Raw genomic sequence first — 23413 nt, 5'->3', positions numbered from 1 at the left:
CCGCCGGCAAGCCGTGCTGCTACGAAGCGCCAATGACCGACAGAAAAACGGCGTGCCTGAGCACGCCGTTTTCATTCCCGCATCCAGATCAATTACTGATCGCCAGAATGCTCGCCTGATAAGCCCCGACAAAGGTGTCGAAGTCCACCGGCTCTTCGGTCTGTTCCATCTCGGACTGCTGCGCCAGCGACTCGCGAGCCCTGGTTTCGAAGTCCGTCTGATCCTCGACACTCAACGGCTGGCTACGGAAGTGCTCGGCGTGCACCTGCGCCTGGCGCAGGGAGAAGGCGGTAAAGCCTTCCTTGTGCTCGCTCATCGCGGCCAGCACCTGTGCCGACGGCGTCAGCGACGCATCCGCGACCTTGGCGCGCTGGGCGGCCAGGGATTTGGCGTGTTCGTCGATGCCCTGGCTCTTGTCCAGCAGCGCAATGATCGGCTCGATCTTGTCCAGCAACTCGTCGGCCCAGACCTTCAGGTCGATGGTCGAGGTATTGCGGCTCAGTTGCAGCCCAGGACGGCGACCTTCCTTGACCACGGTCAGGAAGTTACTGCTGGCGTTACCGCACTCGCAATCGGCCAGTTGCGGGCTTTCCTGCAGGGCGCAGAACAGCACGAAGGCGTCGATGAAGCGCGACTGTTGCAGGTCGATGCCCACTGGCAGGAACGGGTTGATGTCCAGGCAGCGCACTTCGACGTATTGCACGCCACGGGCCATCAGCGCCTGAATCGGACGTTCGCCCGAGTAGGTGACGCGTTTGGGGCGGATGGTCGAGTAGTACTCGTTCTCGATCTGCAGCACGTTGGTGTTGAGCTGAATCCACTCGCCATCCTTGTGCGTACCGATTTCGACATACGGCGCGTAGGGCGTTGCCACCGCTTTGCGCAGGCTGTCGGTGTAGGTCAGCAGGTCGTTATAGCAAGGCGTCAGGTCGGCCTGGGCGTTGCTCTGGTAACCCAGGTCGCTCATGCGCAGGCTGGTGGCGTAGGGCAGGTACAAGGTGTCTGCGTCGTACTGTTCGAGCTGGTGCGAACGGCCACGCAGGAAGCTGGCGTCCAGCGCCGGCGATGCACCGAACAGGTACATCAGCAGCCAGCTGTAGCGACGGAAATTGCGAATCAGGCCAATGTAGCTCTCGGACTGGAAGTCGCGGTCGCTGCCCTGGAAACCTTCGGTCTGGCGCAGCAGCGGCCAGATGGCCTCCGGCAGCGAGAAGTTGTAGTGGATCCCGGCGATGCATTGCATCGTCTTGCCGTAGCGCAGCGCCAATCCCTGGCGGTACACGTACTTGAGCTTGCCGATGTTGGAGGTGCCGTAATACGCGATCGGGATGTCTTCCTCGGCCGGCAGCGGGCACGGCATCGAAGGGCTCCAGATGTACTCGTTGCCCAGCTTGCTGTAGGCGAAGCGGTGGATTTTCTCCAGGCTTTCGAGGGTATCTGCAGGGTTGCTCAGCGCCGGGGTAATGAACTCCAGCAGCGATTCGGAGTAATCGGTGGTGATCTGTTCGTTGGTCAGCGCAGAGCCCAGTGCTTCGGGATGCGGCGTCTGGGCCAGGCGACCTTCGCCCGTCACGCGCAGGCATTCACGCTCGATACCATGCAAGCACTTCTCCAGGAGGGAGAGGTTGGGCTGCTCGCCAAGCAGAGCCAGGCGGCGGTTGAGAAGTTCGCTCAAGTTGGAATTCCTTCACGCGTCAGTCGGCCCTATATGGGGGCGATATGGCGGTCTACAAGGGTGAAGAAAGGAACTGGCGTTTTCGCCTCGTTTTTGGTCCGAACGCCTGAGTCCGTCGCTGTCGGTTCCTGCAGGTCTGCCTGCAGGAACTGCCAGAATAATTTCGGCACTGCTGTCCATCTCGGAACCAGTGCACAGATTCTGCGCCGAAATTAACCCATATTCCTATCGGACAGCTAGACGATCGCGAACGTGCCTTGCGCTTTAGCGACCAGTTTGTCGGCCTGGCGCACCTCGGCTTCGACCACCAGCGTGCGTCTTCCTGCGTGCAGGACGGTGCCGATACAGGTGACTTCACCGTCCGGCACGCCGCGCATGTAGTTGATCTTGCATTCAACGGTAACGCTTTGCTTGTCGAAACCATGGGAGCTGGAACAGGCCAGCCCCATGGCGATATCGACGAGGCTGAACAGCGCGCCGCCGTGCATCACGTTGCCACGGTTGCGCAGGTGTGGCTCCAGCGCCAGGGTCACCTCGGCGACCCCGTCGCCCAGGCGCACCAGCTTGCAGCCCAGCGTCTTGAAGTAGGCGCTTTCGGTCAGACCTTGCGGAATATCCATCAGCGTTTCTTCAGTTGTTTGGCGTTGGCGAAGAGTGAAGCCATGGCGTTGTTGGCCGGGGCTGCGGTCGCGGTTTCCTTGCGCGGTGCACTGCTCTGCTGCTGACGCGGCGAGGAGCCTGGACGCGGGCCACGGGCGCCGTCGATCTTCTCGCCCGGAGTGTCGCTCATGCGCATCGACAGGCCCACGCGCTTGCGCGGAATGTCGACTTCCATGACCTTGACCTTGACCACGTCACCGGCTTTCACCGCTTCGCGAGGATCCTTGATGAACTTCTCCGAAAGCGCAGAGATATGCACCAAACCGTCCTGATGCACGCCGATGTCGACGAAAGCACCGAAATTGGTCACGTTGGTCACCACGCCTTCGAGGATCATGCCCAGTTGCAGGTCCTTGAGGTCTTCGACGCCTTCCTGGAACTCGGCAGTCTTGAACTCCGGGCGCGGGTCGCGGCCCGGCTTTTCCAGTTCCTGAAGAATGTCGGTGACGGTCGGCAGGCCGAAAGTCTCGTCGGTGAATTTCTTCGGATCCAGACGCTTGAGGAAGCTGGCGTCGCCGATCAGCGAGCGGATGTCGCGGTCGGTTTCAGCGGCGATGCGTTGCACCAGCGGATAGGCCTCAGGGTGCACTGCGGACGAATCCAGCGGATTGTCACCGTTCATGACGCGCAGGAAGCCTGCGGCCTGTTCGAAGGTCTTCTCGCCCAGGCGCGGGACTTTCTTCAGCGAGGCGCGAGTCTTGAAGGCGCCGTTCTCGTCGCGATGGTTGACGATGTTCTGCGCAAGCGTGGTGTTGAGGCCGGAAATCCGCGCCAGCAGGGCGACCGACGCGGTGTTCACGTCCACGCCCACGGCGTTCACGCAGTCCTCGACAACCGCGTCCAGGCCCCGCGCCAGCTTGAGCTGGGAAACGTCGTGCTGGTACTGGCCGACGCCGATGGATTTCGGATCGATCTTCACCAGCTCTGCCAGCGGATCCTGCAGGCGACGGGCGATGGACACCGCGCCACGGATCGACACGTCCAGGTCCGGGAATTCCTTGGCCGCCAGTTCCGAGGCCGAATACACCGAAGCGCCTGCCTCGGAGACCATGATCTTGGTCATCTTCAGGCCCGGGTATTTCTTGATCAGTTCGGCGGCCAGCTTGTCGGTTTCGCGGCTGGCGGTGCCGTTGCCGATGGCGATCAGGTCAACCGAGTGCTTGGCGCACAGGGCGGCCAGCACAGCGATGGTCTGGTCCCACTGGTTTTTCGGCACATGCGGGTAAACGGTGGCGTGATCCAGCAGCTTGCCGGTGGCATCGACCACGGCCACCTTGCAGCCGGTGCGCAGGCCAGGGTCCAGCCCCAGGGTCGCACGCGGGCCTGCGGGGGCGGCCAGCAGCAGGTCATGCAGGTTGTGGGCGAACACGTTGATGGCTTCGGTCTCGGCGCCATCGCGCAGCTCGCCCAGCAGGTCGGTTTCAAGGTGCGAGTAGAGCTTGACCTTCCACGTCCAGCGCACCACTTCGCCCAGCCATTTGTCGGCAGGACGGTTCTGGTTCGACAGGCCGAAACGCTCGCCGATCATCAGCTCGCAAGGGTGCAGGGTGCCTGGCAGTTCCTCGCCGACCTTCAGCGCCGAGCTGAGGATGCCTTCGTTGCGGCCACGGAAAATCGCCAGGGCGCGGTGCGACGGCATGCTCTTGAGCGGCTCGTCGTGTTCGAAATAGTCGCGGAATTTCGCGCCTTCTTCTTCCTTGCCAGCCACCACTCGGGCACTGATGACCGCTTCCTGCTTGAGGAAACCGCGCAGTTTTTCCAGCAGCGTGGCGTCTTCGGCGAAGCGCTCCATGAGGATGTACTTGGCGCCTTCGAGCACAGCCTTGGTGTCAGCGAAGCCTTTTTCGGCATCGACGAAGCGCGCAGCTTCGGTTTCGGGTGTCAGCGTCGGGTCGTTGAACAAGCCGTCCGCCAGTTCGCCGAGGCCCGCTTCCAGGGCGATCTGGCCCTTGGTGCGGCGCTTCTGCTTGTACGGCAGGTACAGGTCTTCGAGGCGGGTCTTGGTGTCGGCCAGCTTGATGTCGCGGGCCAATTCAGGGGTCAGCTTGCCTTGCTCTTCGATGCTGGCAAGGATCGCCACGCGGCGGTCTTCGAGTTCACGCAGATAGCGCAGGCGCTCTTCCAGATGACGCAGTTGCGTGTCATCGAGGCTGCCAGTCACTTCTTTACGGTAGCGAGCGATGAAGGGCACGGTAGAGCCTTCATCCAGTAGCGCGACGGCCGCTTCGACCTGTTGCGGGCGGACACCGAGTTCCTCGGCGATGCGGCTGTTGATACTGTCCATAAAACCACCTGGCAAATGTATGTGCAAAAAATCCAGCTGCTGGCGAACCGCCGTGAGCGGGTGTTGCCTGACCTTGAGGGCGGCGCATTATACCCAGTGAACCCTGATATGGGGACCGGCCCGTCAGCTGCGGTAAAACCCTTGTAGAAGCCCCGCCCGCGATAGCCCCGCAGCCGCGAGGCAGAGCATCAGTGGCAGCCCAGGAAAAATCTGCTAACAATGCACACGGTGCGCGTAGCAGCAGCTACGCCATAATGCGCGCCGAGATCAAAGGAGCATCCAATGAGCAGCACTGCACAAACGGCTGAAGGCGAGAAAATCCTCATCGTCGATGATGACCCGGGCCTGAGCAGCCTGTTAGAACGCTTTTTCACCAGCAAGGGCTATCGCGCCCGTGCGGTGGCCAACGTGGAGCAAATGGACCGACTGCTGGCTCGCGAAGTGTTTCACCTCGTGGTCCTGGACCTGATGCTGCCGGGCGAGGATGGCCTGTCGGCATGCCGTCGTCTGCGCGCCTCCAACAACCAGATTCCCATCATCATGCTCACCGCCAAGGGCGACGAGCTGAGCCGCATCAAGGGCCTTGAGCTGGGCGCTGACGATTACCTGGCCAAGCCTTTCAACCCTGACGAGCTGATGGCCCGCGTCAAGGCGGTGTTGCGTCGCCAGTCCGCGCCAGTTCCCGGAGCACCGGCCAGCGAGGACGAAACCGTCACCTTTGGCGACTACGAGCTCTCCCTGGCAACCCGTGAGCTCAAGCGCGGCGATGAAGTGCACATGCTCACCACCGGTGAGTTCGCGGTGCTCAAGGCGCTGGTCATGCATGCCCGCGAGCCATTGACCCGGGACAAACTCATGAACCTGGCCCGTGGTCGTGAATGGGATGCGCTGGAGCGGTCCATCGACGTCCAGATTTCCCGCCTGCGGCGCCTGATCGAAGTGGACGCTGCCAAGCCGCGCTACATCCAGACGGTCTGGGGTGTGGGCTATGTATTTGTGCCGGACGGCGCCAACAAGTAACAAAGGTCGAGTCGACAGATTGCCCGTCGGGTGCGTTGCGCACCCGCAAACGCCAACCAGTCACCCTGACGTTTCCAGACGGAATCGCCGGAGTGCCTGGTTTTGCTGTCTCTTGTCATCCGCGAAAATTCGCGAGCCTGGCTCGCTCCTGCAAAGTGTGTAGCTGCTGCCATGAAGACGCCGCTCTGGTTCCCGCAAAGTTTTTTCTCTCGCACCCTGTGGCTGGTGCTTATCGTGGTTCTGTTCTCCAAGGCACTGACGCTGGTCTATCTGCTGATGAACGAGGACGTGCTTGTGGACCGCCAGTACAGCCATGGCGTTGCCTTGACCTTGCGGGCCTACTGGGCGGCGGATGAAAGCGACCGGCAGACCATCGCCGACGCGGCAGGCCTGATTCGCGTGGTTGGCGGTGGCGTTCCGGAAGGCGAGCAGCACTGGCCGTACTCCGAGATCTACCAGCGGCAGATGCAGGCGGAGCTTGGCGCAGACACCGAGGTGCGACTGCGCGTGCATGCGCCTCCGGCGCTGTGGGTGCGTGCGCCGAGCCTGGGCGATGGCTGGCTGAAGGTGCCGCTGTATCCGCACCCTCTGCGTGGCCAGAAAATCTGGAGCGTGCTGGGCTGGTTCCTGGCAATCGGTCTGCTGTCCACGGCCTCCGCGTGGATTTTCGTCAGCCAGCTCAACCAGCCGCTCAAGCGCCTGGTGTTCGCCGCTCGCCAGTTGGGGCAGGGGCGCAGCGTGCGCCTGCCGGTCAGCGATACCCCCAGCGAAATGACCGAGGTCTACCGCGCCTTCAACCAGATGGCTGAAGACGTCGAGCAGGCAGGGCAGGAGAGGGAACTGATGTTGGCCGGGGTTTCCCACGACTTGCGCACACCGCTCACGCGGCTGCGGCTGTCACTGGAGCTGATGCCCAAGGACAACGAATTCATGGATGGCATGGTTCGCGACATCGAAGACATGGACGCGATCCTGGATCAGTTTCTGGCGTTCATCCGCGACGGGCGCGACGAAGAGGTCGAGGAAGTCGATCTGGTGGAACTGGTCAACGAAGTGGTCGCGCCTTACAACACGCCGGTGGAACAGGTGCGCCTGTGCCTTGAGTCCATTCCGCCCTTTGCGTTGCGCCGTGTTTCGATGAAGCGCCTGCTCGCCAACCTCATCGGCAATGCCATGCATCACGCAGGGGATGGTGTTGAGGTGGCGGCCTATGTGTCCGGCGACAGCGGCGCTCCTTACGTGGTGCTCAGCGTCATGGACCGCGGCCTGGGCATCGATCCGTCGGAACTGGAAGGCATCTTCAACCCCTTCACCCGCGGCGACCGCGCCCGCAGCGGCAAAGGCACCGGCCTGGGGCTGGCCATCGTCAAGCGCATCGCCGCGATGCACGGCGGCAATGTCGAGCTGCGTAATCGTTCGGGAGGAGGGTTGGAAGCGCGAGTCAGGCTGCCGCTGGGGTTGATGTTGCCAAGGGATGCGGTTTGACCCGCATGCCTGTGTAGGAGCGCGCTTGCCCGCGACTGCGGCGTGACAGTCACCGCGAGGGTGTCTGGATTGACGCAGTCGCGGGCAAGCGCGCTCCTACAGGCGGGTGCCGCAGCGGGTTTGGCCGATGGACGTGCGGATCACCCCTTGCCCTTGGTCCGCGTCATGTGCGGACCGCCGTTTTTCTCGATGTATTGAATGATCATCCCCGCCACGTCCTTGCCTGTGGTGGCCTCGATGCCTTCCAGGCCGGGCGAGGAGTTCACTTCCATCACCAGCGGCCCGTGGTTGGAGCGCAGGATGTCGACCCCGGCCACGCTCAGGCCCATGACCTTGGCGGCGCGGATGGCGGTCATGCGCTCTTCGGGGGTGATCTTGATGAGGCTGGCCGTGCCGCCACGGTGCAGGTTGGAGCGGAACTCGCCGGGTTTGGCCTGGCGCATCATCGAGGCGATGACCTTGTCGCCCACCACGAAGCAGCGGATGTCAGCACCGCCCGCTTCCTTGATGTACTCCTGCACCATGATGTCCTGCTTGAGGCCCATGAACGCCTCGATCACCGATTCCGCAGCCGTGGCGGTTTCGCACAGCACCACGCCGATGCCCTGGGTGCCTTCCAGCACCTTGATGACCAGCGGAGCGCCATTGACCATCTGGATCAGGTCGGGGATGTCGTCGGGGGAGTGGGCAAAGCCGGTCACCGGCAGGCCGATCCCGCGGCGGGACAGCAGCTGCAGCGAGCGAAGCTTGTCTCGCGAGCGGGCGATGGCGACCGATTCGTTGAGCGGGAACACGCCCATCATTTCGAACTGACGCAGTACCGCGCAGCCATAGAAGGTGACCGAGGCGCCGATGCGCGGGATCACCGCATCGAAACCTTCCAGTGGCTTGCCTCGGTAGTGGATCTGCGGCTTATGACTGGCGATGTTCATATAGGCGCGCAGGGTATCGATCACAACGACCTCGTGGCCTCGCTGGATACCGGCTTCGACCAGGCGACGAGTTGAATACAGACGCGGATTTCGCGAAAGCACAGCGATCTTCATGCAACACCTGTGACAGAGGAATTTGAGGCCGGAAATACCGGTTTGTCCTGAACATAAGTAACGCCCGGATTGACCACCAGCTGGCCGTCGATCAGAGCCTTGGAACCCAATAACAACCGATACCGCATGGCCTTGCGGCACGCCAGCGTGAACTCGACGGGCCAGACCCGGTCACCCAGCGCCAGCGTGGTGCGAATCACATACCGCACCTGAGCCTGCCCGTTGGAACTCTTGATGGTTTTCATCGCCACCAGTTGCGCTTCGCATCGGCGATGGCGCAACTGCACGACGGTGCCAAGGTGGGCGTTGAAGCGCACCCACTTTTCTCCATCGCGTTCGAAGGGCTCGATTTCCGTGGCGTGCAGGCTTGAGGTGCTGGCCCCGGTGTCGATCTTCGCGCGCAGCCCGGCGACGCCCAGATGGGGCAGCGCCACCCATTCGCGAAGGCCGATGACTGTGAGATGGTCGAATGTTTTCAAAGCGATCCCGTACGTTTGAGCGTTCTGCCCACAATAGCTTGGCGAAGACGAGTGTGCATGCCCTCACATGTGTGCGGAGGATTCTACCCAACGCTTGCGATTACTGCGTGCTCGACATTGCGTAGTACAGTTCTGACTATCACGTAATTGAGGAATTCAGATGACACAGAAGTCAGACGAGGACGACAAGGTTCGTCTGGACAAATGGCTTTGGGCCGCGCGCTTCTTCAAGACCCGCGCACTGGCCAAGGCGGCCATAGAAAGCGGCAAGGTGCACTGCCGTGGAGAGCGTTGCAAGCCGGGCAAGGAGCCGCGCATTGGCGACGAGTTCCAGATTCGAGCCGGCTTCGATGAGCGCACGGTCGTCGTCAAGGCGCTGTCCATCGTGCGTCGCGGCGCGCCGGAGGCACAGTTGCTCTACAGCGAAACTCCGGAAAGTGTGGCCAAACGTGAGCAGGCGGCCGAGATGCGCAAGGCGGGCAGCCTGGGCGTGACAACGGACGGCAGGCCGACCAAGAAGCAGCGCCGACAATTGTTTCAGTTTCGGTCAGGGGATGATTGAAGTCGCGCCTGCCAATTCGTAGCAGCGCGGCTTGCCGGCGGGGGCGATTTCAATGACGCCCCGCCGGCAAGCCGTGCTGCTACAAGTCGTCGGCGGTTACAACTGCGCGCCCGGCTTCATGATCGCAAGGCATTTGAACAGCGGAATCCGCCCGAACAGATTGAAGATCGGCGCCGTCGCTCGCAGCACAAAGCCGGTGGCGACCGCCGCGAACGGGGTGTAGCAGCTCCAGGCCAGCGCCAGCAGGGCGATCAATACGCCGCCGATGTAGTCATCCTGGCCCCAGTGCGCACCCGCGACCAGGCGCGGCATCATGAACAGCAACGCCAGCGCCCAGATCACTACGCGTTGGCCAACGGTGCGGCTGAAGAGGGTCATGAACATTGCCCAGATCAGCAGGACCGAAGCGTGGTCGCCCGGAAAGCTCTGGCTCGAACGGTCCTTGAGCTGCCATTTGTCTTCCAGCGTCGGGAAGATCTCGCTGAGCTTGATCGCGTCGGGAATCACCACCGATGCGCTGTCATGCTGCAAGGACGTGTGATCGATGATCTTGGAAAACACGGTGCGGATGATCAGCAGCAGGATCAGCGTCAACACGAAGCCGATCAATGCAGCCCGTGCCTGCACCGCCTTGAACACCCAGTCGCCCTTGATGAGCAGCATCAACAGAATCAGGCCGACGACGATATCGAACGGGCGCATACTGGCGACTGTCCAGGTCCACAACCAGGCCTTGTTCTGTACCAGTGGTCGGTTCAGCAGATGGAAAAACCATTCGTCGAACTGCGTGAATGCCGCATGGCCTGTGGGCCAAATCCACACCAGCAGCAAGACGAGCGCTACCAGATGACACAGCAAGAATTTTTTGGCGTTCCACTTGGGTTGGAACAGCGCTGGATAGTCCATAAAATAACCCCATCGAAATGGCAATGCGGCACAGGTTAGTGCGAAACCGCGTTTTATAGGCGCTTGTCATCACTTTGTCATTAATTCAGATACCTTTTTCCCATGCATGAATTCCCGGATATCGATTACACCCAGCGTTTCATCTTCGATGAGAGCGACGTTCGCGGCGAGCTAGTGGCGCTCGAGCGCAGCTACGCGGAGGTTTTGGCCAAGCACCCGTACCCTGAGCCGGTCGCGCAATTGCTCGGCGAAATGCTCGCAGCGGCTGCCTTGCTGGTGGGCACCTTGAAGTTCGACGGTTTGCTGGTGCTCCAGGCCCGCTCCCTCGGCCCGGTGTCGCTGCTGATGATCGAGTGCTCCAGTGAGCGCGAGCTTCGCGGTATTGCCCGTTACGACGAGAGCCTGGTCACGCCAGGCGCGACGTTGCAGGACCTGATGCCCGACGGCGACCTGACCATGACCATCGATCCGCGCCAGGGCAAACGCTACCAGGGCATCGTGGGTCTGGACGGGGTCGATCTGTCGGCCTGCCTGTCCGAATACTTCGTGATGTCCGAGCAGTTGCCTACGCGCTTCTGGATCAAGGCTGACGGCAAGCGGGCCCGTGGCATGCTGCTCCAGCAGCTGCCACCGGAAAAACTCCGCGAGCCCGAAGAGCGCGCGGCCAGTTGGCAGCACGTCAACACGCTGGTCGACACACTGACTGCCGAAGAGCTGCTGAGCCTCAACAACGAGACCGTTCTGCACCGCCTGTTCCACGAAGACGCCGTGCGCATGTTCGATATTCAGCCGCTGGTGTTCCGTTGCAGCTGCTCGCGCGAGCGGTCGGCCAACGCGCTGGTCAGTCTTGGTCTGGAAGATGCACAGCAATTGGTGGTCGAGCACAACGGTACCGTCGAGATCGATTGCCAGTTCTGCAATCAGCGCTATTTGTTCGATGCAACAGATGTAGTGCAGCTGTTCGCAGGCGGCGGCGTCGATACCCCTTCCGACACTCGCCATTGATGTAGTGCCAAGGCCGGGCTGAATGGTTTCTGCCCGGCAGGCTTGGCTCTCCTTTATGTAGTTCTGACAGGAGGGCCCTACCTTTTTTGGGCTTTTCTGGCATAATCCGGCCACTTTTTAGCTGTAGTAGTCAGGGTTTTTCTACTACAAAACGTTTGGAGCACTCGGCCAGCGGGCCGACGGGGAATCTCATGACGCAAGCCAATAACGCCGTTCACACCGATCTCAGTGTTGACGATCTGGTTAAAGAAGCCCTCAGTCGCGGTGAAGGCGTACTGTCCGATACCGGCGCACTCGTCGTGGAAACCGGCCATCGCACTGGCCGTTCGCCAGTCGACCGTTTCATCGTTGAAGAACCGACTACCCAGGAAGCAATTGCCTGGGGTCCGATCAACCGCAAATTCCCTGCCGACAAATTCGATGCCCTGTGGGCCCGTGTCGAGGCGTTCAACAACGCCCAGGAACATTTCGTTTCCCACGTGCACGTAGGCGCTGCGGCCGATCACTACCTGGCCGTGAAAATGACCACCCAGACTGCCTGGCAGAACCTGTTCGGTCGTTGCCTGTTCATCAACCCGGCTCAGTACAACCCGGCCGGTCGCGAAGAATGGCAGATCCTCAACGTTGCCAACTTCGAGTGCGTGCCTGAGCGTGACGGCACCAACTCCGACGGCACCGTCATCATCAACTTCGCACAGAAGAAAGTCCTGATCGCGGGCATGCGTTACGCCGGCGAAATGAAAAAGGCCATGTTCTCGGTACAGAACTTCCTGCTGCCGGCGTCCGACGTGCTGCCAATGCACTGCGCCGCCAACATCGGCGAAGAAGGCGACGTGACCCTGTTCTTCGGTCTGTCGGGCACCGGCAAGACCACCCTGTCGGCCGACGAAAGCCGTTACCTGATCGGTGACGACGAGCACGGCTGGGGCGAAGGCGTTGTCTTCAACATGGAAGGCGGTTGCTACGCCAAGTGCATCGACCTGTCCGAGAAGAACGAGCCTGTCATCTGGAAAGCCATCAAGCATGGCGCAGTGCTGGAAAACGTAGTTCTGGATGCCAACAAGCACGCCGACTACGCCGACAGCAGCCTGACCCAGAACAGCCGCGCCGCCTACCCGCTGGAGCACGTTGAAAAGCGCTCCGAAGCGAACCTGGGCGGCGAGCCAAACGCCGTGATCTTCCTGACCTGCGACCTGACCGGCGTTCTGCCGCCTGTGTCGATCCTCAGCGAAGAACAAGCGGCCTACCACTTCCTGTCGGGCTACACCGCGCTGGTCGGTTCGACCGAAATGGGCTCGGGCGCCGGCATCAAGTCGACCTTCTCCACCTGCTTCGGCGCGCCGTTCTTCCCGCGTCCGGCTGGCGAATACGCAGAGCTGCTGATCAAGCGCATCCGCGGCTTCGGCTCCAAGGTCTACCTGGTCAACACCGGCTGGACCGGCGGCGGCTACGGCGTGGGCAAACGCTTCAACATCCCGACCACCCGTGGCGTCATCGCAGCCATCCAGAGCGGCGCGCTGATCGGTGCTGAAACCGAGCACCTGGACACCGTCAACCTGGACGTGCCGAAGTCGGTACCGGGCGTCGAAACCGTACTGCTCAACCCGCGCAACACCTGGGCTGACAAAGCGGCCTACGACGAAGCCGCCAAGGCCCTGGCCGGCCTGTTCATCGAGAACTTCAAGAAGTTCGACGTGAGCGACGCCATCAAGGCAGCGGGTCCGAAGTTGTAAGATCGGATTCAGCCGAACAAGAAACCGCCCTTCGGGGCGGTTTTTTTATGGGCGCGGCGGCCTCGAAACCGCCATCGCCGGCAAGCCGGACTGCTACGGGGGATTGGGGGGGCGCAAGATTTGTGTCACACCCTTGGTCCGTAGCAATCCGGCTCGCCGGCGTCGGCGTGCTTGAAATCGCTCCCGCCGGCAAGCCGTGCTGCTACGGATTCAATGGTGTCTCACAAATCCCGCACCCCCTCACCACCCCGTAGCAGCACGGCTTGCCGGCGGGGGCGGCTTTGGGATCGGTATCGCCGGTAAGTCAGACTGGGCAGGGCTCAGCCCGCTTTTTCAGTCGCCGGAAAGTCCTGGGTGATGTCAAAGCTGCCTTTGGCAACGACGCTCTTGGCGTTGCACAGCCCTGCGTCGAACCCCGGATGACGTTCGCCGTGCTCGGCGGCGTAGGCGGCGGCTTCCCGGGTGCAGTCGTCGGACGGCTGCTCGGGTGACAGGGCGGCATTGAACTGGAAGGTGCCGATCAGGCGATAGCGGTCCAGCAGCTTGTTGCCCGACTCCAGCTTTTCGATCTTGCTGAAATCGAGTTTCACGTTGCTGTTGGCACCGCTCTTGTCGGCATCGTAGTACTGGTAGTAGGAACCGGTATCGTAGGAGGCGCTGTTTTCGTCGTGGGCGACTTCCACGCGGCCGCCCTGAAACATGATGGCGTGCTTTTCCTGATCGGGATCTTCAAAAGAGAAGCCCACCACCGGCCCGATGCTGACTTCGTTGCGGTCGCCGTCGGCTTCCTGGTCGGCGCTCAGGGTCAGCCAGTTGGCGCCGGGCTGCTTGCCCGGCAGGAACCCTACACCTACCGCGTCGCCATGGGCCTCGTAATGCAGGTTCATGGCGCCGCTGACATCCACCGTCATTGATTTGGACAGCCCGCGAGCGTCGGCAGTGGCGCTGGCGGCTTTTCCGGCGCTCTTGTCACCGCAACCGGCGAGCGTGGCCATCAAGGCGGTGAATAACAGGGGCAGGTAATGGGTGCGGGTCATGACGTCTTCCTGAAGTGATCGGCCTTTGGGCCTCTGCTTGGCGAAACGTATGACCATCGAAACCGGATTTTGTCGAATCCCTTCGGTAATTCTTTGCCTGACATCTAAGTTTCAGCGGCGGTGTGTCACTACGGCCTGTAAGTCCGCGCCGCTTCGCAGAACTGGTCTTGGGCCAATTTGTTTTTTTCGTCCTTGTCCTTGGCTGCGCGTTTGGTCCAGTCGCTGCACATGTCCTTGAAGTAGGGCTCGGCGGCACGCCGGCATTCTCGGTATTCGACAGTGTCGCTCTTGAAGTTCATGCACACGCTGCTGTTTTCGACGTGGTGGTTGTAGATCCGATAACGCGCCTCGTAGCGGTTGCGGCCGTCAACCTCACGGATCAGCACGCCCGCCACTTCGTATTGCCGGCCGGTTTCGGCCTTGGGCTTGGCGGCGGCAGATTTGTACTGCGCCATGTAGCGATCCGAGACCATGCCCTGGGGGCGAGGCGCGTTGTAGTCGGTGGCTTGGCCGTCGCCGAAGCGGCAATTGATGACGTTGCGGTCGATCACGTTGCCTTCTTTCAGACAGTCATCCAGCGGTTTGGAGGCAACAGGCTGGGGTGTCGTGTCCAGCCGTGGCGCCACGTAGACCACCTGCTCAGTGGTGCGGATCGCGGGTTCAGGCGCCATGGTCTCCGGCTCGCTCGGAGTCTGGAGCGCCAAGGACGGGTCAACAGCCGTCGCAACTGCTTTCCTTGGTTGGAGCATCTGCGTGAACAGGTAAACGATCGCCAGCAGCAGGGCGACGCCAATCAGCAGGGTCCCCAGGGGCAAGGGTCTTTTTTGCTGTGGGACTTTTCGCTTACCTGGATGCGATCCGAGTACGACATCGAACTGGTCGGGTGTCAGACGCTGTATCACGGTCTGCCCGTCGTCCTTGGGCGGTTGGTTGGGTTGCATGGCCTCTCCCTGGCGGATGTCGCGTTTTCTAGATGATCTTGGGGCATGAGCGCACGGGCGCATTCGACCGTGGTTTTGTGTTGCGGGAGGTTAAGCGGCGTGATGTTGTTTTGCTAGTGCCCGGTATCGAAGTTGTGTGAGGAATGTATCCTGATCGACATTTGTGTCACGGCCTTGAGCAATCACAGAGGGATGCATGATGAGCCAGACCCCGCAACGCACCGACTACCGCCACTTCCAGCCCGTCACCACACGTTGGCATGACAACGACATCTACGGCCATGTGAACAACGTGACGTACTACAGCTTCTTCGACAGCACCGTGAACAGCTACCTGATCGAGCGCGGCGGGCTGGATATTCACGAGGGGAGCGTGGTGGGATTCGTGGTCAGTTCGGCGTGTGACTACTTTGCCTCGATTGCCTACCCGGACCTGATCGAGGTCGGTCTGCGGGTGGGCAAGCTGGGCAACAGTTCAGTGCAATACGAGCTGGCGATTTTCAGGGCGGGAGAAGAGGAGGCCTGTGCGGCCGGGCGCTTCGTGCATGTGTTCGTGGATCGCCAGTCGAACCAGCCGGTGGCCATTCCTGCAGAAATGCGTCAGGCGCTGGAACATCTGACGGTCTGAAACGACAACCGGCCGCGTAGTCGGCGGCCGGTGGTCATGTGCGATAGCTGCTTTGCGGATCAGCGATGACGCCAGCCGCGATGACGACCGTGGTCGTGGTGACGGTGGCCGCGGTCGTGGTCGTAGTAACGACGGTCACCACGATAGCCACGGCGGTTGTCGTCGTCACGACGGCTCTGCTCGCCCATGTAGTTACCCAGTGCGCCACCGGCGCCGCCGCCGGCTGCTGCGCCGATCAGGCTGCCGGTGCTGCCACCGACGCTGCGGCCGATCACGTTGCCGCCCGCAGCGCCCAGGCCACCGCCAATGGCAGCTTCGGCACGGTTGTGGCGGTTGGCGCCCACTGCGCCACCTGCAGCGCCGCCCAGGCCTGCGCCGATGGCGGAGCCAGTGCTGCCGCCGATCTGCTGGCCGACAACCGAACCCAGTACCCCACCCAATGCGCCGCCCACACCGGCGTTCAGGTTATCGCCAGCCGAGGCGAAACCAGTGGCCAGCGAGAGGGACAACAACAGAATCGAGGAATACTTCATGTATGTGTGCTCGTAGGGATGACGACGCGATCCTGCAATCATGAAGAAAATGTCACAATCGAATTCCGACGAGTAACACGACTTGTATACAAATATCTAAGTTATTGTTTTTGATCGGGAACTTAATCTATTTTGCCCGGTCATAGACTACTTCACACAGGCCTGAATCATGCGATTCGGGCCTTTTTTGTGGGCGAAAGGAATTCAAATGTACAGGGCGGGATACACAGAGTCATGCGGATGAGTGACTGACCTGTGGGAGCGCGCTTGCCCGCGACGGCGGCGTGTCCGCACCGGATTCGGTCATGACACACCGCTGTCGCGGGCAAGCGCGCTCCTACAAGGAATGGCGTTCGGCGTTAGATGATTCGCGCCGTTTCGCTATGCCGCTCCAGCTTGATCGCCACGAACTTCGACGTCGGCGTATGGCTGCCTTCGCCAATGCTTTCCAGCGGCACCAGCGGGTTCACTTCCGGGTAGTAGGCAGCAGCCTGGCCGGCAGGGATATCGAACGGCAACAGGGTGAAGCCCTTGACCCGGCGCTCGATGTCATCGCCCCAGATCGACACGATGTCGGCTTTCTGGCCGGGCACGAAGCCCAGGCGGATGATGTCGGCTTCGTTGAGGAACATCACGTCACGCATGCCCTTCACCCCGCGATAACGGTCGTCCAGGCCGTAGATGGTGGTGTTGTACTGATCGTGGGAGCGCATCGACTGCATGATCAGGTCCGGCACGATGCCCTTGGCGCGAATGCTTTCGTGCAGCAGATCCTGCGGCAACTGGTTGGACTTGAAGGTGGCCCGTGCGCTTGGCGTGTTCCATTTGCGCGAACCGGCGGTGCTGCCCAGGTAGAAGCCGCCCGGATTCTTGATCTTCTCGTTGAAGTTCTGGAACGCCGGAATGGTGTCGGCGATCAGGTCGCGGATGCGGTCGTAATCTTCCACCAGCCACAGCCAGTCCACCGGCTGCTTGCCCAGGGTCGCGTTGGCGATACCGGCCAGGATCGCAGGCTCCGAGCGCATGTGGCGCGACAGCGGCTTGAGCTGGCCGTTGGAGGCGTGAACCATGCTGAAGGAATCTTCCACGGTGACCGCTTGCGGGCCTTCGGCCTGCATGTCGATGTCGGTGCGGCCGAAGCACGGCAGGATCAGCGCTTCCTTGCCGTGGGTCAGGTGGCTGCGGTTGAGCTTGGTGCTGATTTGCACGGTCAGGTCGCAGTTGCGCAGTGCTTCGAAGGTGCGGTTGCTGTCTGGCGTGGCCTGGGCGAAGTTGCCGCCCAGGGCGATGAAGACTTTGGAGCGGCCTTCGAGCATCGCATGGATGGCCTCGACCACGTTGTGGCCGTTCTCGCGCGGCACCTTGAACTGAAAGCGTTTTTCCAGGGCATCGAGGAAGAACGCCGGTGGGCGCTCGTTGATGCCCATGGTGCGGTCGCCCTGAACGTTACTGTGGCCACGCACCGGGCACAGGCCAGCGCCAGGCTTGCCGATGTTGCCGCGCAGCAGCATCAGGTTGGCGACTTCCTGGATGGTCGGCACCGAATGGCGATGCTGCGTCAGGCCCATCGCCCAGCACATGATGACGTTCTTGCTCTTGGCGTACATGCGCGCCGCCAGCTCGATGTCTTGCAGCGACAGCCCCGACTGCTCGACGATGAACTCCCAGGAGGTGTCGTCGACCACGGCCAGGTAGTCCAGCACGCCGTGGGTGTGCTCGTTGAGGAAGGCGTGGTCGAACACCGCAGGCCCATTGGTGGCCTGGGCTTCGCGTTCCCATTGCAGCAGGAACTTGGCCATGCCGCGCAGCATCGCCATGTCGCCACCCAGCGATGGGCGGAAGAAGGCAGTGTTGGTCGGTTCCGAACCGTTGCTGAGCATTTCCAGCGGATGCTGTGGATGCTGGAAGCGCTCAAGACCGCGCTCCTTGAGCGGGTTGATGCACACCACCTGAGCGCCGCGCTGGACTGCTTCGCGCAGCGGTTCGAGCATGCGCGGATGGTTGGTGCCCGGGTTCTGGCCGAAGACGAAAATCGCGTCCGAGTGTTCGAAGTCGTCGAAAGTCACGGTGCCTTTGCCGACGCCAACGCTCTGCGACAGCGCAACGCCACTGGCTTCGTGGCACATGTTCGAGCAGTCGGGGAAGTTGTTGGTGCCATAGGCGCGCACGAACAGTTGATACAGGTACGCCGCTTCGTTGCTGGCCCGACCCGAGGTGTAGAACTCGGCCATGTTCGGGCTTGGCAGATTGTTCAAGTGTTTGGCGATCAGGGCGAAAGCGTCGTCCCAGGCGATGGGCTTGTAACGATCGGTTTCGGCGTCGTAGACCATAGGCTCGGTCAGGCGGCCCTGATATTCGAGCCAGTAGTCACTCTGTTCCAGCAAGGCGCTGACGCTGTAGCGGGCGAAGAAGGACGGGTCGACGCGGCGCTTGGTGGCCTCCCAGTTGACCGCCTTGGCGCCGTTTTCACAGAACTTGACCATGCCGCTTTCAGGCGAGTCACCCCATGCGCAACCCGGGCAGTCGAAGCCGCCGTTCTGGTTGGTCTTGAGCATCATGCGCAGGTTTTTCAGCGCGTTGTCGCTGGTGAGCCAAGCTTTACTGACGCTGATCAACGCGCCCCATCCGCCAGCCGGGCCTTTGTAAGGCTTGTAGCGCGGGATCGGGGTCTTGTCGGCTTGTTTGTGCATGCTCACGCTTTACTCTCCAAGGCAGGGCTGAAGACCCTAGGGGCGCTGTGTTTGGGCAGATGAATGAGGTTGAGGTTGTGACGGCGGGCCCACTGCACTGCCAGCCCGGTGGGCGATGACAGGCTGACCAGGGTCTGGATCCCGGCACGCAAGACTTTCTGGATCAGTTCAAGGCTGCAACGGCTGGTGACGATGGCCAGGCCCCCGGTGCTGGGGATGTTCTGGCGGATCAGGGCGCCGATCAGTTTGTCCAGGGCGTTGTGCCGGCCGATGTCTTCCCGGCCCATCAGCATTTCGCCTTGGTCGTTCATAAAAATAGCCGCATGGACGGCACCGCAATACGCGCCCAGCGGCTGAAACTCGTTCATACGTTCACGCAGGCCCGTGAGCCATTCGGCTGGCGGCAGCGGGGCGCCGGGCAGCACGTTCAGCTCAGGCAATGCCTGCTCCACCGCTTCCACGCCGCACAGCCCGCAGCCGCTGGTCCCCGCCAGCTGCCGACGCTGGGTCTTGAGGTTCCAGAAGGCGCGGCTGGCGATCTCGACCTCGGCCGTTTGCGCAGAACCGCAACCGCCGAGCTTGATGTCGTAGATCTCGTCAGGCGACTCGATGATCCCGCTGCCAATGCTGAACCCGACGATGAAGTCTTCAAGATCAGTCGGGGTGACCAGCATCACTGCCTGGCTGATGCCGTTGTAGGCAATCGCCAGCGCCACTTCCTCAGCGAGCAGGTTCGGCTCGCTGGCGTCACCTTCCAGATTCGAGAAGCTGTAGGACTGACTTGCGGCAGGCGCGGGCAGTGATTTTGCGGGCGCCGTGCCTACCGTTTTCTTGGGAGGCATGGGGGATGACCGGCAGTGTATGAAGGCCTTAAGCATATTCCACCGGTGGTATGACGTCTAATCGCTAGTACTGATGTCTTGATAGATGACGTCGATCAAGATGGCTCGGTCATTTTGTGATACAGGCCAAAGCAGGCTTCAGCCAATGCCGAGCGGGGTGCCGAGCGGCGCATGATCAAGCCCAGGCGCGCCAGGGTGGTGGCCTGTTCGATCGGTTGCAGACGCAGGTGATCGGCCAGGTTTTCCAGCCCGCCGTCCAGCGGCATGATCGCGCAGCAGAAGCCCTCGTTCACGGCTTGCAACAATTGATGCACGGCGTCGGTCTGGATCAGCGGCTGGGGTTGCAGGCCGCGGCTGTGGAAGTTGTGGTCGATGGACTGGCGAAAGTGCATCCCGCTGGTGAGCATGCCCAGCGGCAGTTCGATCAGGCTTTCCCAGCTCAGCGGCGCGTCGCCAAAGCTGAAGTGGCGCGGATCGTACATCAGCCCCATGCGGGTCTCGGCCAGCTCCAGCGATTCGAAACGCTCGGTGTCCAGCCGGTCCAGGTACGAGACGCCCAGGTCCAGCCGGTTGCTGGCCAATTGGTCGAGCATCTGCTCGGAACTCAACGACGACAGCTCGAAGCGCATGTGCGGGTGTGCGGCATGCATGCGTTGCAGCAAGGGCAGCGGGTCGAAGTTCGACAGCGGCACCACGCCCAGGCGCAGTGTACCGACGAGATTGCCGCGACAGGCCGCCGCTTCGGCCTGCAAGCCGTCATAGGCCGCCAGCACCGTGCGCGCCCAGGCCAGTACGCGTTCGCCCGGAGCGGTGAAGCCCTCGAACCGTTGCCCACGGTTGACCAGCGGCAGGTCCAGCTCTTCTTCCAGGCTGCGAAGGCGCATGGAGAGGGTGGGCTGGGTGATGTGGCAACGCGCAGCCGCCTGCCCGAAATGACGGGTTTCGTCCAGGGCGATCAGGAACTTCAGCTGCTTGATATCCATTGTCACTCCGCAAGGCAAAGGGCTGGCCGGAGGGATTCTAACGTGCAGGGCCGCCCGATGGGGTGGCGAATGTGTAAGGGGTCATTGGTCGGATGCAGCAGGCAGCCGGCAGGATGGGGCTATGGTTGGAATTCGGACATCAATAAATGCAGGGAGAAACATCATGAGCATTTTCAGTTTTCTGAAGGAAGCGGGCGAAAAGATCCTCGATGCGCTGACCCCGGGAAACGCCAATGCTGACGAAGTCCTGAAGAAGCATATTTCAGAGGTTGGTCTGGGTAATCCGAATATCACGGCAACCGTGGAGGGCGACAAGGTAACGCTCACGGGCGAGGTCGCCAGCCAGGAAGAGAAGGAAAAGATCATTCTGGCGGCGGGCAATATCGCAGGCGTTGGCAGCGTTGAAGATCAGATCACGGTGACCGGCCCGGCGGCCGCACCGGCGAGGTTCGTGACGGTGGAGAAGGGCGATACGCTCAGTGCCATTTCCAAACGTGTGTACGGTGACCCGAACAAGTATCAGAAGATTTTCGAGGCCAACAAGCCGATGCTCAAGGATGTGAACAAGATTTATCCGGGGCAGGTTTTGCGGATTCCTGAGTAGCCTGCAAAGGTTGTATCCGTAGCAGCACGGCTTGCCGGCGGGAGCGGTGTGTCAGGCGAAATATATGGCACAGACAGACCGACCCGCCGGCAAGCCGTGCTGCTACGGGGCGTAAAGCTTACAACCCCCGCATCAACTCCCGGTAATCCTCCACCGCCGCAAACTCCTCGGTGTCCTTGGGCCCCTTGCGGCTGTCTGGCTCGCGCACCGCGAGCAGGTGCCGGATGCCATAACGCCCGGCGCTGCGCAGGATCGGCAAGGTATCGTCGATGAACAGGCTGCGCGCCGGATCGAAGCCGATGTCAGCGTGCAGCGCGTCCCAGAACTGCGGGTTTTCCTTGGGAAAGCCGTAGTCGTGGGAGCTGATCAAGCGTTCGAAGTAGGGCGCCAGTTGCAGGCGCTCCATTTTCAGTGACAGCGAATCACGGTGGGCATTGGTAATCATGATCACGCGCTTGCCGGCCTTCTGGATCGCGGCCAGAAAGGTCTCCGCGTCCGGGCGCAGGGCGATCAGGTGCGCGACTTCGACCTTCAGGTCCTTGACCGACAGCTTGAGCTCGGCACTCCAGAAGTCGGTGCAGTACCAGTTGAGGGTCCCGGCATTCTTTTCGAACAGCGGCATCAGTTCCAGCATGGCCATGCTCAGGCTGATTCCGTGCAGATCGGCGTAGCGCTGGGGCAGGTATTCCAGCCAGAAGTGATTGTCGAAATGCAGGTCCAGCAAGGTCCCGTCCATATCCAGCAGGACGGTGTCGATATCGGGCCAGGGCAAGGAAGGCATTGGGGTCCCTCGGTAATGAATGAATCACGCAGGCTTTGCGACGCAAACATTCGCAAAAGCCGCTGTATAGTACCCCGTCTACACCAAGGAGCCCGCCATGCGCCAGAAACCCACCGTACTCGCTCGCGAAATCGTCGCCAGCAGCCGCCTGTTCCGCGTCGAGGAAGTGCAGCTGCGTTTCTCCAACGGCGTCGAGCGCGTTTACGAGCGTCTGGTCGGGCGTGGCAACGGATACGGCGCAGTGATGATCGTGGCGATGCTCGATGCCGAACATGCGGTGCTGGTCGAGGAATACTGCGGCGGCACCGACGAGTACGAGCTGTCCTTGCCCAAGGGGCTGGTGGAGCCTGGCGAAGACGTGCTGGCAGCCGCCAACCGCGAACTCAAGGAAGAAGCCGGCTATGGCGCGCGGCAACTGGAACACCTCACCGAACTGTCGCTGTCGCCCGGCTACATGAGCCAGAAGATTCAGGTGGTGCTGGCCACCGATCTGTATGAAGAGCGCCTGCTGGGCGACGAGCCCGAGCCCATGCGTGTGGACAAGATCAACCTGCGCGAGCTGGCGAGCCTCGCTCAGCACCCGCAATTTTCCGAAGGCCGGGCGCTCGCGGCGCTGTACCTGGCCCGTGACCTGCTGACCCAGCGTGGAGCCTTCCAGCCATGACCGATGCCTTCGCCCAACTGCCCCATCCGCTGCTGGCGCCGGTCGTCGAGCTGTGTCGCCGCGCTGGCGAAGTCATCCTGCCGTTCTGGCGCTCGGGTGTGGAAGTGACGGCCAAGCCCGATGACTCACCCGTGACGGCGGCGGACCTGGCGGCCCATGAACTGCTGGTGGCGGGCTTGAAAGCGCTCGATCCGAGCATCCATATCCTTTCCGAAGAAGACGCCAATATCCCCTTGAGCGAGCGCAGCCAGTGGCAGCGCTGGTGGCTGGTCGATCCGCTGGACGGCACCAAGGAATTCATTTCCGGCAGCGAGGAATTCACCGTCAACGTCGCGCTGATCGAGAACGGGCGCGTGGTGTTCGGCGTCGTTTCGATGCCCACCAACAACCGATGCTACTTCGGTGGCGCCGGGCTGGGGGCGTGGCGCAGCGAAGATGCAGCGCACCTTGAGCCGATCTCTGTGCGCACCCGGCCTGGTGTTGGGGAGTCGTTCACGGTGGTCGCCAGTCGTCGCCATTCCAGCCCGGCACAGGAAAAACTGCTGGCAGGTCTGTCAGTGGCGGTGGGCGAGCTTGCGCTGGCCAACATCGGCAGCTCGCTCAAGTTCTGCCTGCTGGCCGAAGGGTCAGCCGATTGTTATCCGCGTCTTGCACCCACTTCGCAGTGGGACACCGCAGCGGCGCAGGGCGTGCTGGAAGGCGCGGGCGGCGTGGTGCTGGATCTGGGAGGCGAGACGTTCGATTATCCGGCCCGTGAGTCCCTGCTCAACGGGTACTTCCTGGCATTGCCGGCGCAGGCGTCGTGGCGCGATGCGTTGATCCAGCTCGCCAGTGCCGACCCAGGCGATCATTGAT

Annotated in this window: 22 protein-coding genes; 9 read left to right on the top strand and 13 right to left on the bottom strand. The window is 61.7% G+C overall.

Features of this window, described 5'->3' with window-relative positions:
* Positions 1-88: 88 nt before the first annotated feature.
* The 3 genes from gshA to NPS29_RS13970 form a co-directional block, all read right to left on the bottom strand.
* A complete protein-coding gene (gshA, locus tag NPS29_RS13980) occupies positions 89-1675 on the bottom strand; it encodes a glutamate--cysteine ligase (RefSeq protein ID WP_274133273.1) in 1587 nt (528 codons plus the stop codon).
* A gap of 236 nt (positions 1676-1911) precedes the next feature.
* Complete coding sequence (locus NPS29_RS13975) at positions 1912-2295, bottom strand: PaaI family thioesterase (RefSeq protein ID WP_274133272.1); 384 nt, start codon at positions 2293-2295, stop codon at positions 1912-1914.
* Entirely contained in the window at positions 2295-4619 is a 2325-nt protein-coding gene (locus tag NPS29_RS13970) for a Tex family protein (protein WP_274133270.1), read from the bottom strand. The genes NPS29_RS13975 and NPS29_RS13970 overlap by 1 nt, the downstream gene beginning before the upstream one ends.
* 282 nt (positions 4620-4901) lie before the next feature.
* On the opposite strand from NPS29_RS13970, the gene ompR reads away from it, so the two are divergent.
* Both ompR and NPS29_RS13960 read left to right on the top strand, forming a co-directional pair.
* On the top strand, positions 4902-5639 hold the full coding sequence (ompR, locus tag NPS29_RS13965) for a two-component system response regulator OmpR (protein ID WP_274133268.1): 738 nt from the start codon (positions 4902-4904) through the stop codon (positions 5637-5639).
* Between the two features lie 171 nt (positions 5640-5810).
* A complete protein-coding gene (locus NPS29_RS13960; RefSeq protein ID WP_274133266.1) occupies positions 5811-7124 on the top strand; it encodes an ATP-binding protein in 1314 nt (437 codons plus the stop codon).
* Between the two features lie 140 nt (positions 7125-7264).
* On the opposite strand, the gene rimK is transcribed toward NPS29_RS13960, so the two are convergent.
* The gene (gene rimK, locus NPS29_RS13955) at positions 7265-8170 is read right to left on the bottom strand and encodes a 30S ribosomal protein S6--L-glutamate ligase (protein ID WP_093465889.1); all 906 of its coding nucleotides are present in this window, start codon (positions 8168-8170) and stop codon (positions 7265-7267) included.
* Positions 8167-8622 carry an ATP-dependent zinc protease family protein gene (locus NPS29_RS13950; RefSeq protein ID WP_274133278.1) on the bottom strand — a complete coding sequence of 152 codons (456 nt, stop codon included), beginning with the start codon at positions 8620-8622 and terminating at the stop codon, positions 8167-8169. The genes rimK and NPS29_RS13950 overlap by 4 nt, the downstream gene beginning before the upstream one ends.
* 187 nt (positions 8623-8809) lie before the next feature.
* Here NPS29_RS13950 and NPS29_RS13945 point away from each other — a divergent pair, with 187 nt between their 5' ends.
* Positions 8810-9211: an RNA-binding S4 domain-containing protein gene (locus tag NPS29_RS13945; protein WP_274133262.1), complete on the top strand. Its 402-nt coding sequence runs from the start codon at positions 8810-8812 to the stop codon at positions 9209-9211.
* A 96-nt stretch (positions 9212-9307) separates the two neighbouring features.
* Here NPS29_RS13945 and NPS29_RS13940 read toward each other — a convergent pair whose 3' ends face one another.
* On the bottom strand, positions 9308-10117 hold the full coding sequence (locus tag NPS29_RS13940; protein WP_274133260.1) for a phosphatase PAP2 family protein: 810 nt from the start codon (positions 10115-10117) through the stop codon (positions 9308-9310).
* A gap of 102 nt (positions 10118-10219) precedes the next feature.
* On the opposite strand from NPS29_RS13940, the gene hslO reads away from it, so the two are divergent.
* Positions 10220-11122 carry an Hsp33 family molecular chaperone HslO gene (hslO, locus tag NPS29_RS13935; RefSeq protein ID WP_274133259.1) on the top strand — a complete coding sequence of 301 codons (903 nt, stop codon included), beginning with the start codon at positions 10220-10222 and terminating at the stop codon, positions 11120-11122.
* A gap of 191 nt (positions 11123-11313) precedes the next feature.
* On the top strand, positions 11314-12855 hold the full coding sequence (locus NPS29_RS13930; RefSeq protein ID WP_274133257.1) for a phosphoenolpyruvate carboxykinase: 1542 nt from the start codon (positions 11314-11316) through the stop codon (positions 12853-12855).
* A gap of 320 nt (positions 12856-13175) precedes the next feature.
* Here the strand turns inward: NPS29_RS13930 and NPS29_RS13925 are convergent, their stop codons facing one another.
* Positions 13176-13892 carry a hypothetical protein gene (locus tag NPS29_RS13925; protein WP_274133255.1) on the bottom strand — a complete coding sequence of 239 codons (717 nt, stop codon included), beginning with the start codon at positions 13890-13892 and terminating at the stop codon, positions 13176-13178.
* Between the two features lie 128 nt (positions 13893-14020).
* Positions 14021-14833 (bottom strand): hypothetical protein, encoded by an 813-nt coding sequence (locus NPS29_RS13920; RefSeq protein WP_274133253.1) that lies wholly within the window; start codon positions 14831-14833, stop codon positions 14021-14023.
* Between the two features lie 196 nt (positions 14834-15029).
* On the opposite strand from NPS29_RS13920, the gene NPS29_RS13915 reads away from it, so the two are divergent.
* Positions 15030-15461: an acyl-CoA thioesterase gene (locus NPS29_RS13915; protein ID WP_274133252.1), complete on the top strand. Its 432-nt coding sequence runs from the start codon at positions 15030-15032 to the stop codon at positions 15459-15461.
* A 59-nt stretch (positions 15462-15520) separates the two neighbouring features.
* On the opposite strand, the gene NPS29_RS13910 is transcribed toward NPS29_RS13915, so the two are convergent.
* The 4 genes from NPS29_RS13910 to NPS29_RS13895 all read right to left on the bottom strand — a co-directional run bounded on the left by NPS29_RS13910 (position 15521) and on the right by NPS29_RS13895 (position 20509).
* Positions 15521-15994: a glycine zipper domain-containing protein gene (locus NPS29_RS13910; RefSeq protein ID WP_274133251.1), complete on the bottom strand. Its 474-nt coding sequence runs from the start codon at positions 15992-15994 to the stop codon at positions 15521-15523.
* Between the two features lie 359 nt (positions 15995-16353).
* Positions 16354-18684 carry an FdhF/YdeP family oxidoreductase gene (locus NPS29_RS13905; RefSeq protein WP_274133276.1) on the bottom strand — a complete coding sequence of 777 codons (2331 nt, stop codon included), beginning with the start codon at positions 18682-18684 and terminating at the stop codon, positions 16354-16356.
* 2 nt (positions 18685-18686) lie between these two features.
* Positions 18687-19526, bottom strand: coding sequence for a formate dehydrogenase accessory sulfurtransferase FdhD (gene fdhD / locus NPS29_RS13900; RefSeq protein ID WP_274133249.1), 840 nt, complete (start codon positions 19524-19526; stop codon positions 18687-18689).
* Between the two features lie 95 nt (positions 19527-19621).
* The gene (locus NPS29_RS13895; protein ID WP_274133247.1) at positions 19622-20509 is read right to left on the bottom strand and encodes a LysR family transcriptional regulator; all 888 of its coding nucleotides are present in this window, start codon (positions 20507-20509) and stop codon (positions 19622-19624) included.
* 163 nt (positions 20510-20672) lie between these two features.
* Here NPS29_RS13895 and lysM point away from each other — a divergent pair, with 163 nt between their 5' ends.
* Positions 20673-21113 carry a peptidoglycan-binding protein LysM gene (lysM, locus tag NPS29_RS13890; protein WP_274133245.1) on the top strand — a complete coding sequence of 147 codons (441 nt, stop codon included), beginning with the start codon at positions 20673-20675 and terminating at the stop codon, positions 21111-21113.
* Between the two features lie 118 nt (positions 21114-21231).
* On the opposite strand, the gene yrfG is transcribed toward lysM, so the two are convergent.
* The gene (gene yrfG, locus NPS29_RS13885) at positions 21232-21894 is read right to left on the bottom strand and encodes a GMP/IMP nucleotidase (RefSeq protein ID WP_274133244.1); all 663 of its coding nucleotides are present in this window, start codon (positions 21892-21894) and stop codon (positions 21232-21234) included.
* Between the two features lie 97 nt (positions 21895-21991).
* Here yrfG and nudE point away from each other — a divergent pair, with 97 nt between their 5' ends.
* Complete coding sequence (nudE, locus tag NPS29_RS13880) at positions 21992-22558, top strand: ADP compounds hydrolase NudE (protein ID WP_274133243.1); 567 nt, start codon at positions 21992-21994, stop codon at positions 22556-22558.
* The gene (gene cysQ / locus NPS29_RS13875) at positions 22555-23412 is read left to right on the top strand and encodes a 3'(2'),5'-bisphosphate nucleotidase CysQ (RefSeq protein ID WP_274133242.1); all 858 of its coding nucleotides are present in this window, start codon (positions 22555-22557) and stop codon (positions 23410-23412) included. The genes nudE and cysQ overlap by 4 nt, the downstream gene beginning before the upstream one ends.
* The last annotated feature ends 1 nt before the right edge of the window (position 23413 follow it).

This window comes from Pseudomonas putida, from assembly GCF_028682175.1.
Taxonomy (GTDB): Bacteria; Pseudomonadota; Gammaproteobacteria; order Pseudomonadales; family Pseudomonadaceae; genus Aquipseudomonas; species Aquipseudomonas putida_AD.
This window is presented reverse-complemented; position numbering and strand designations above follow the sequence as displayed.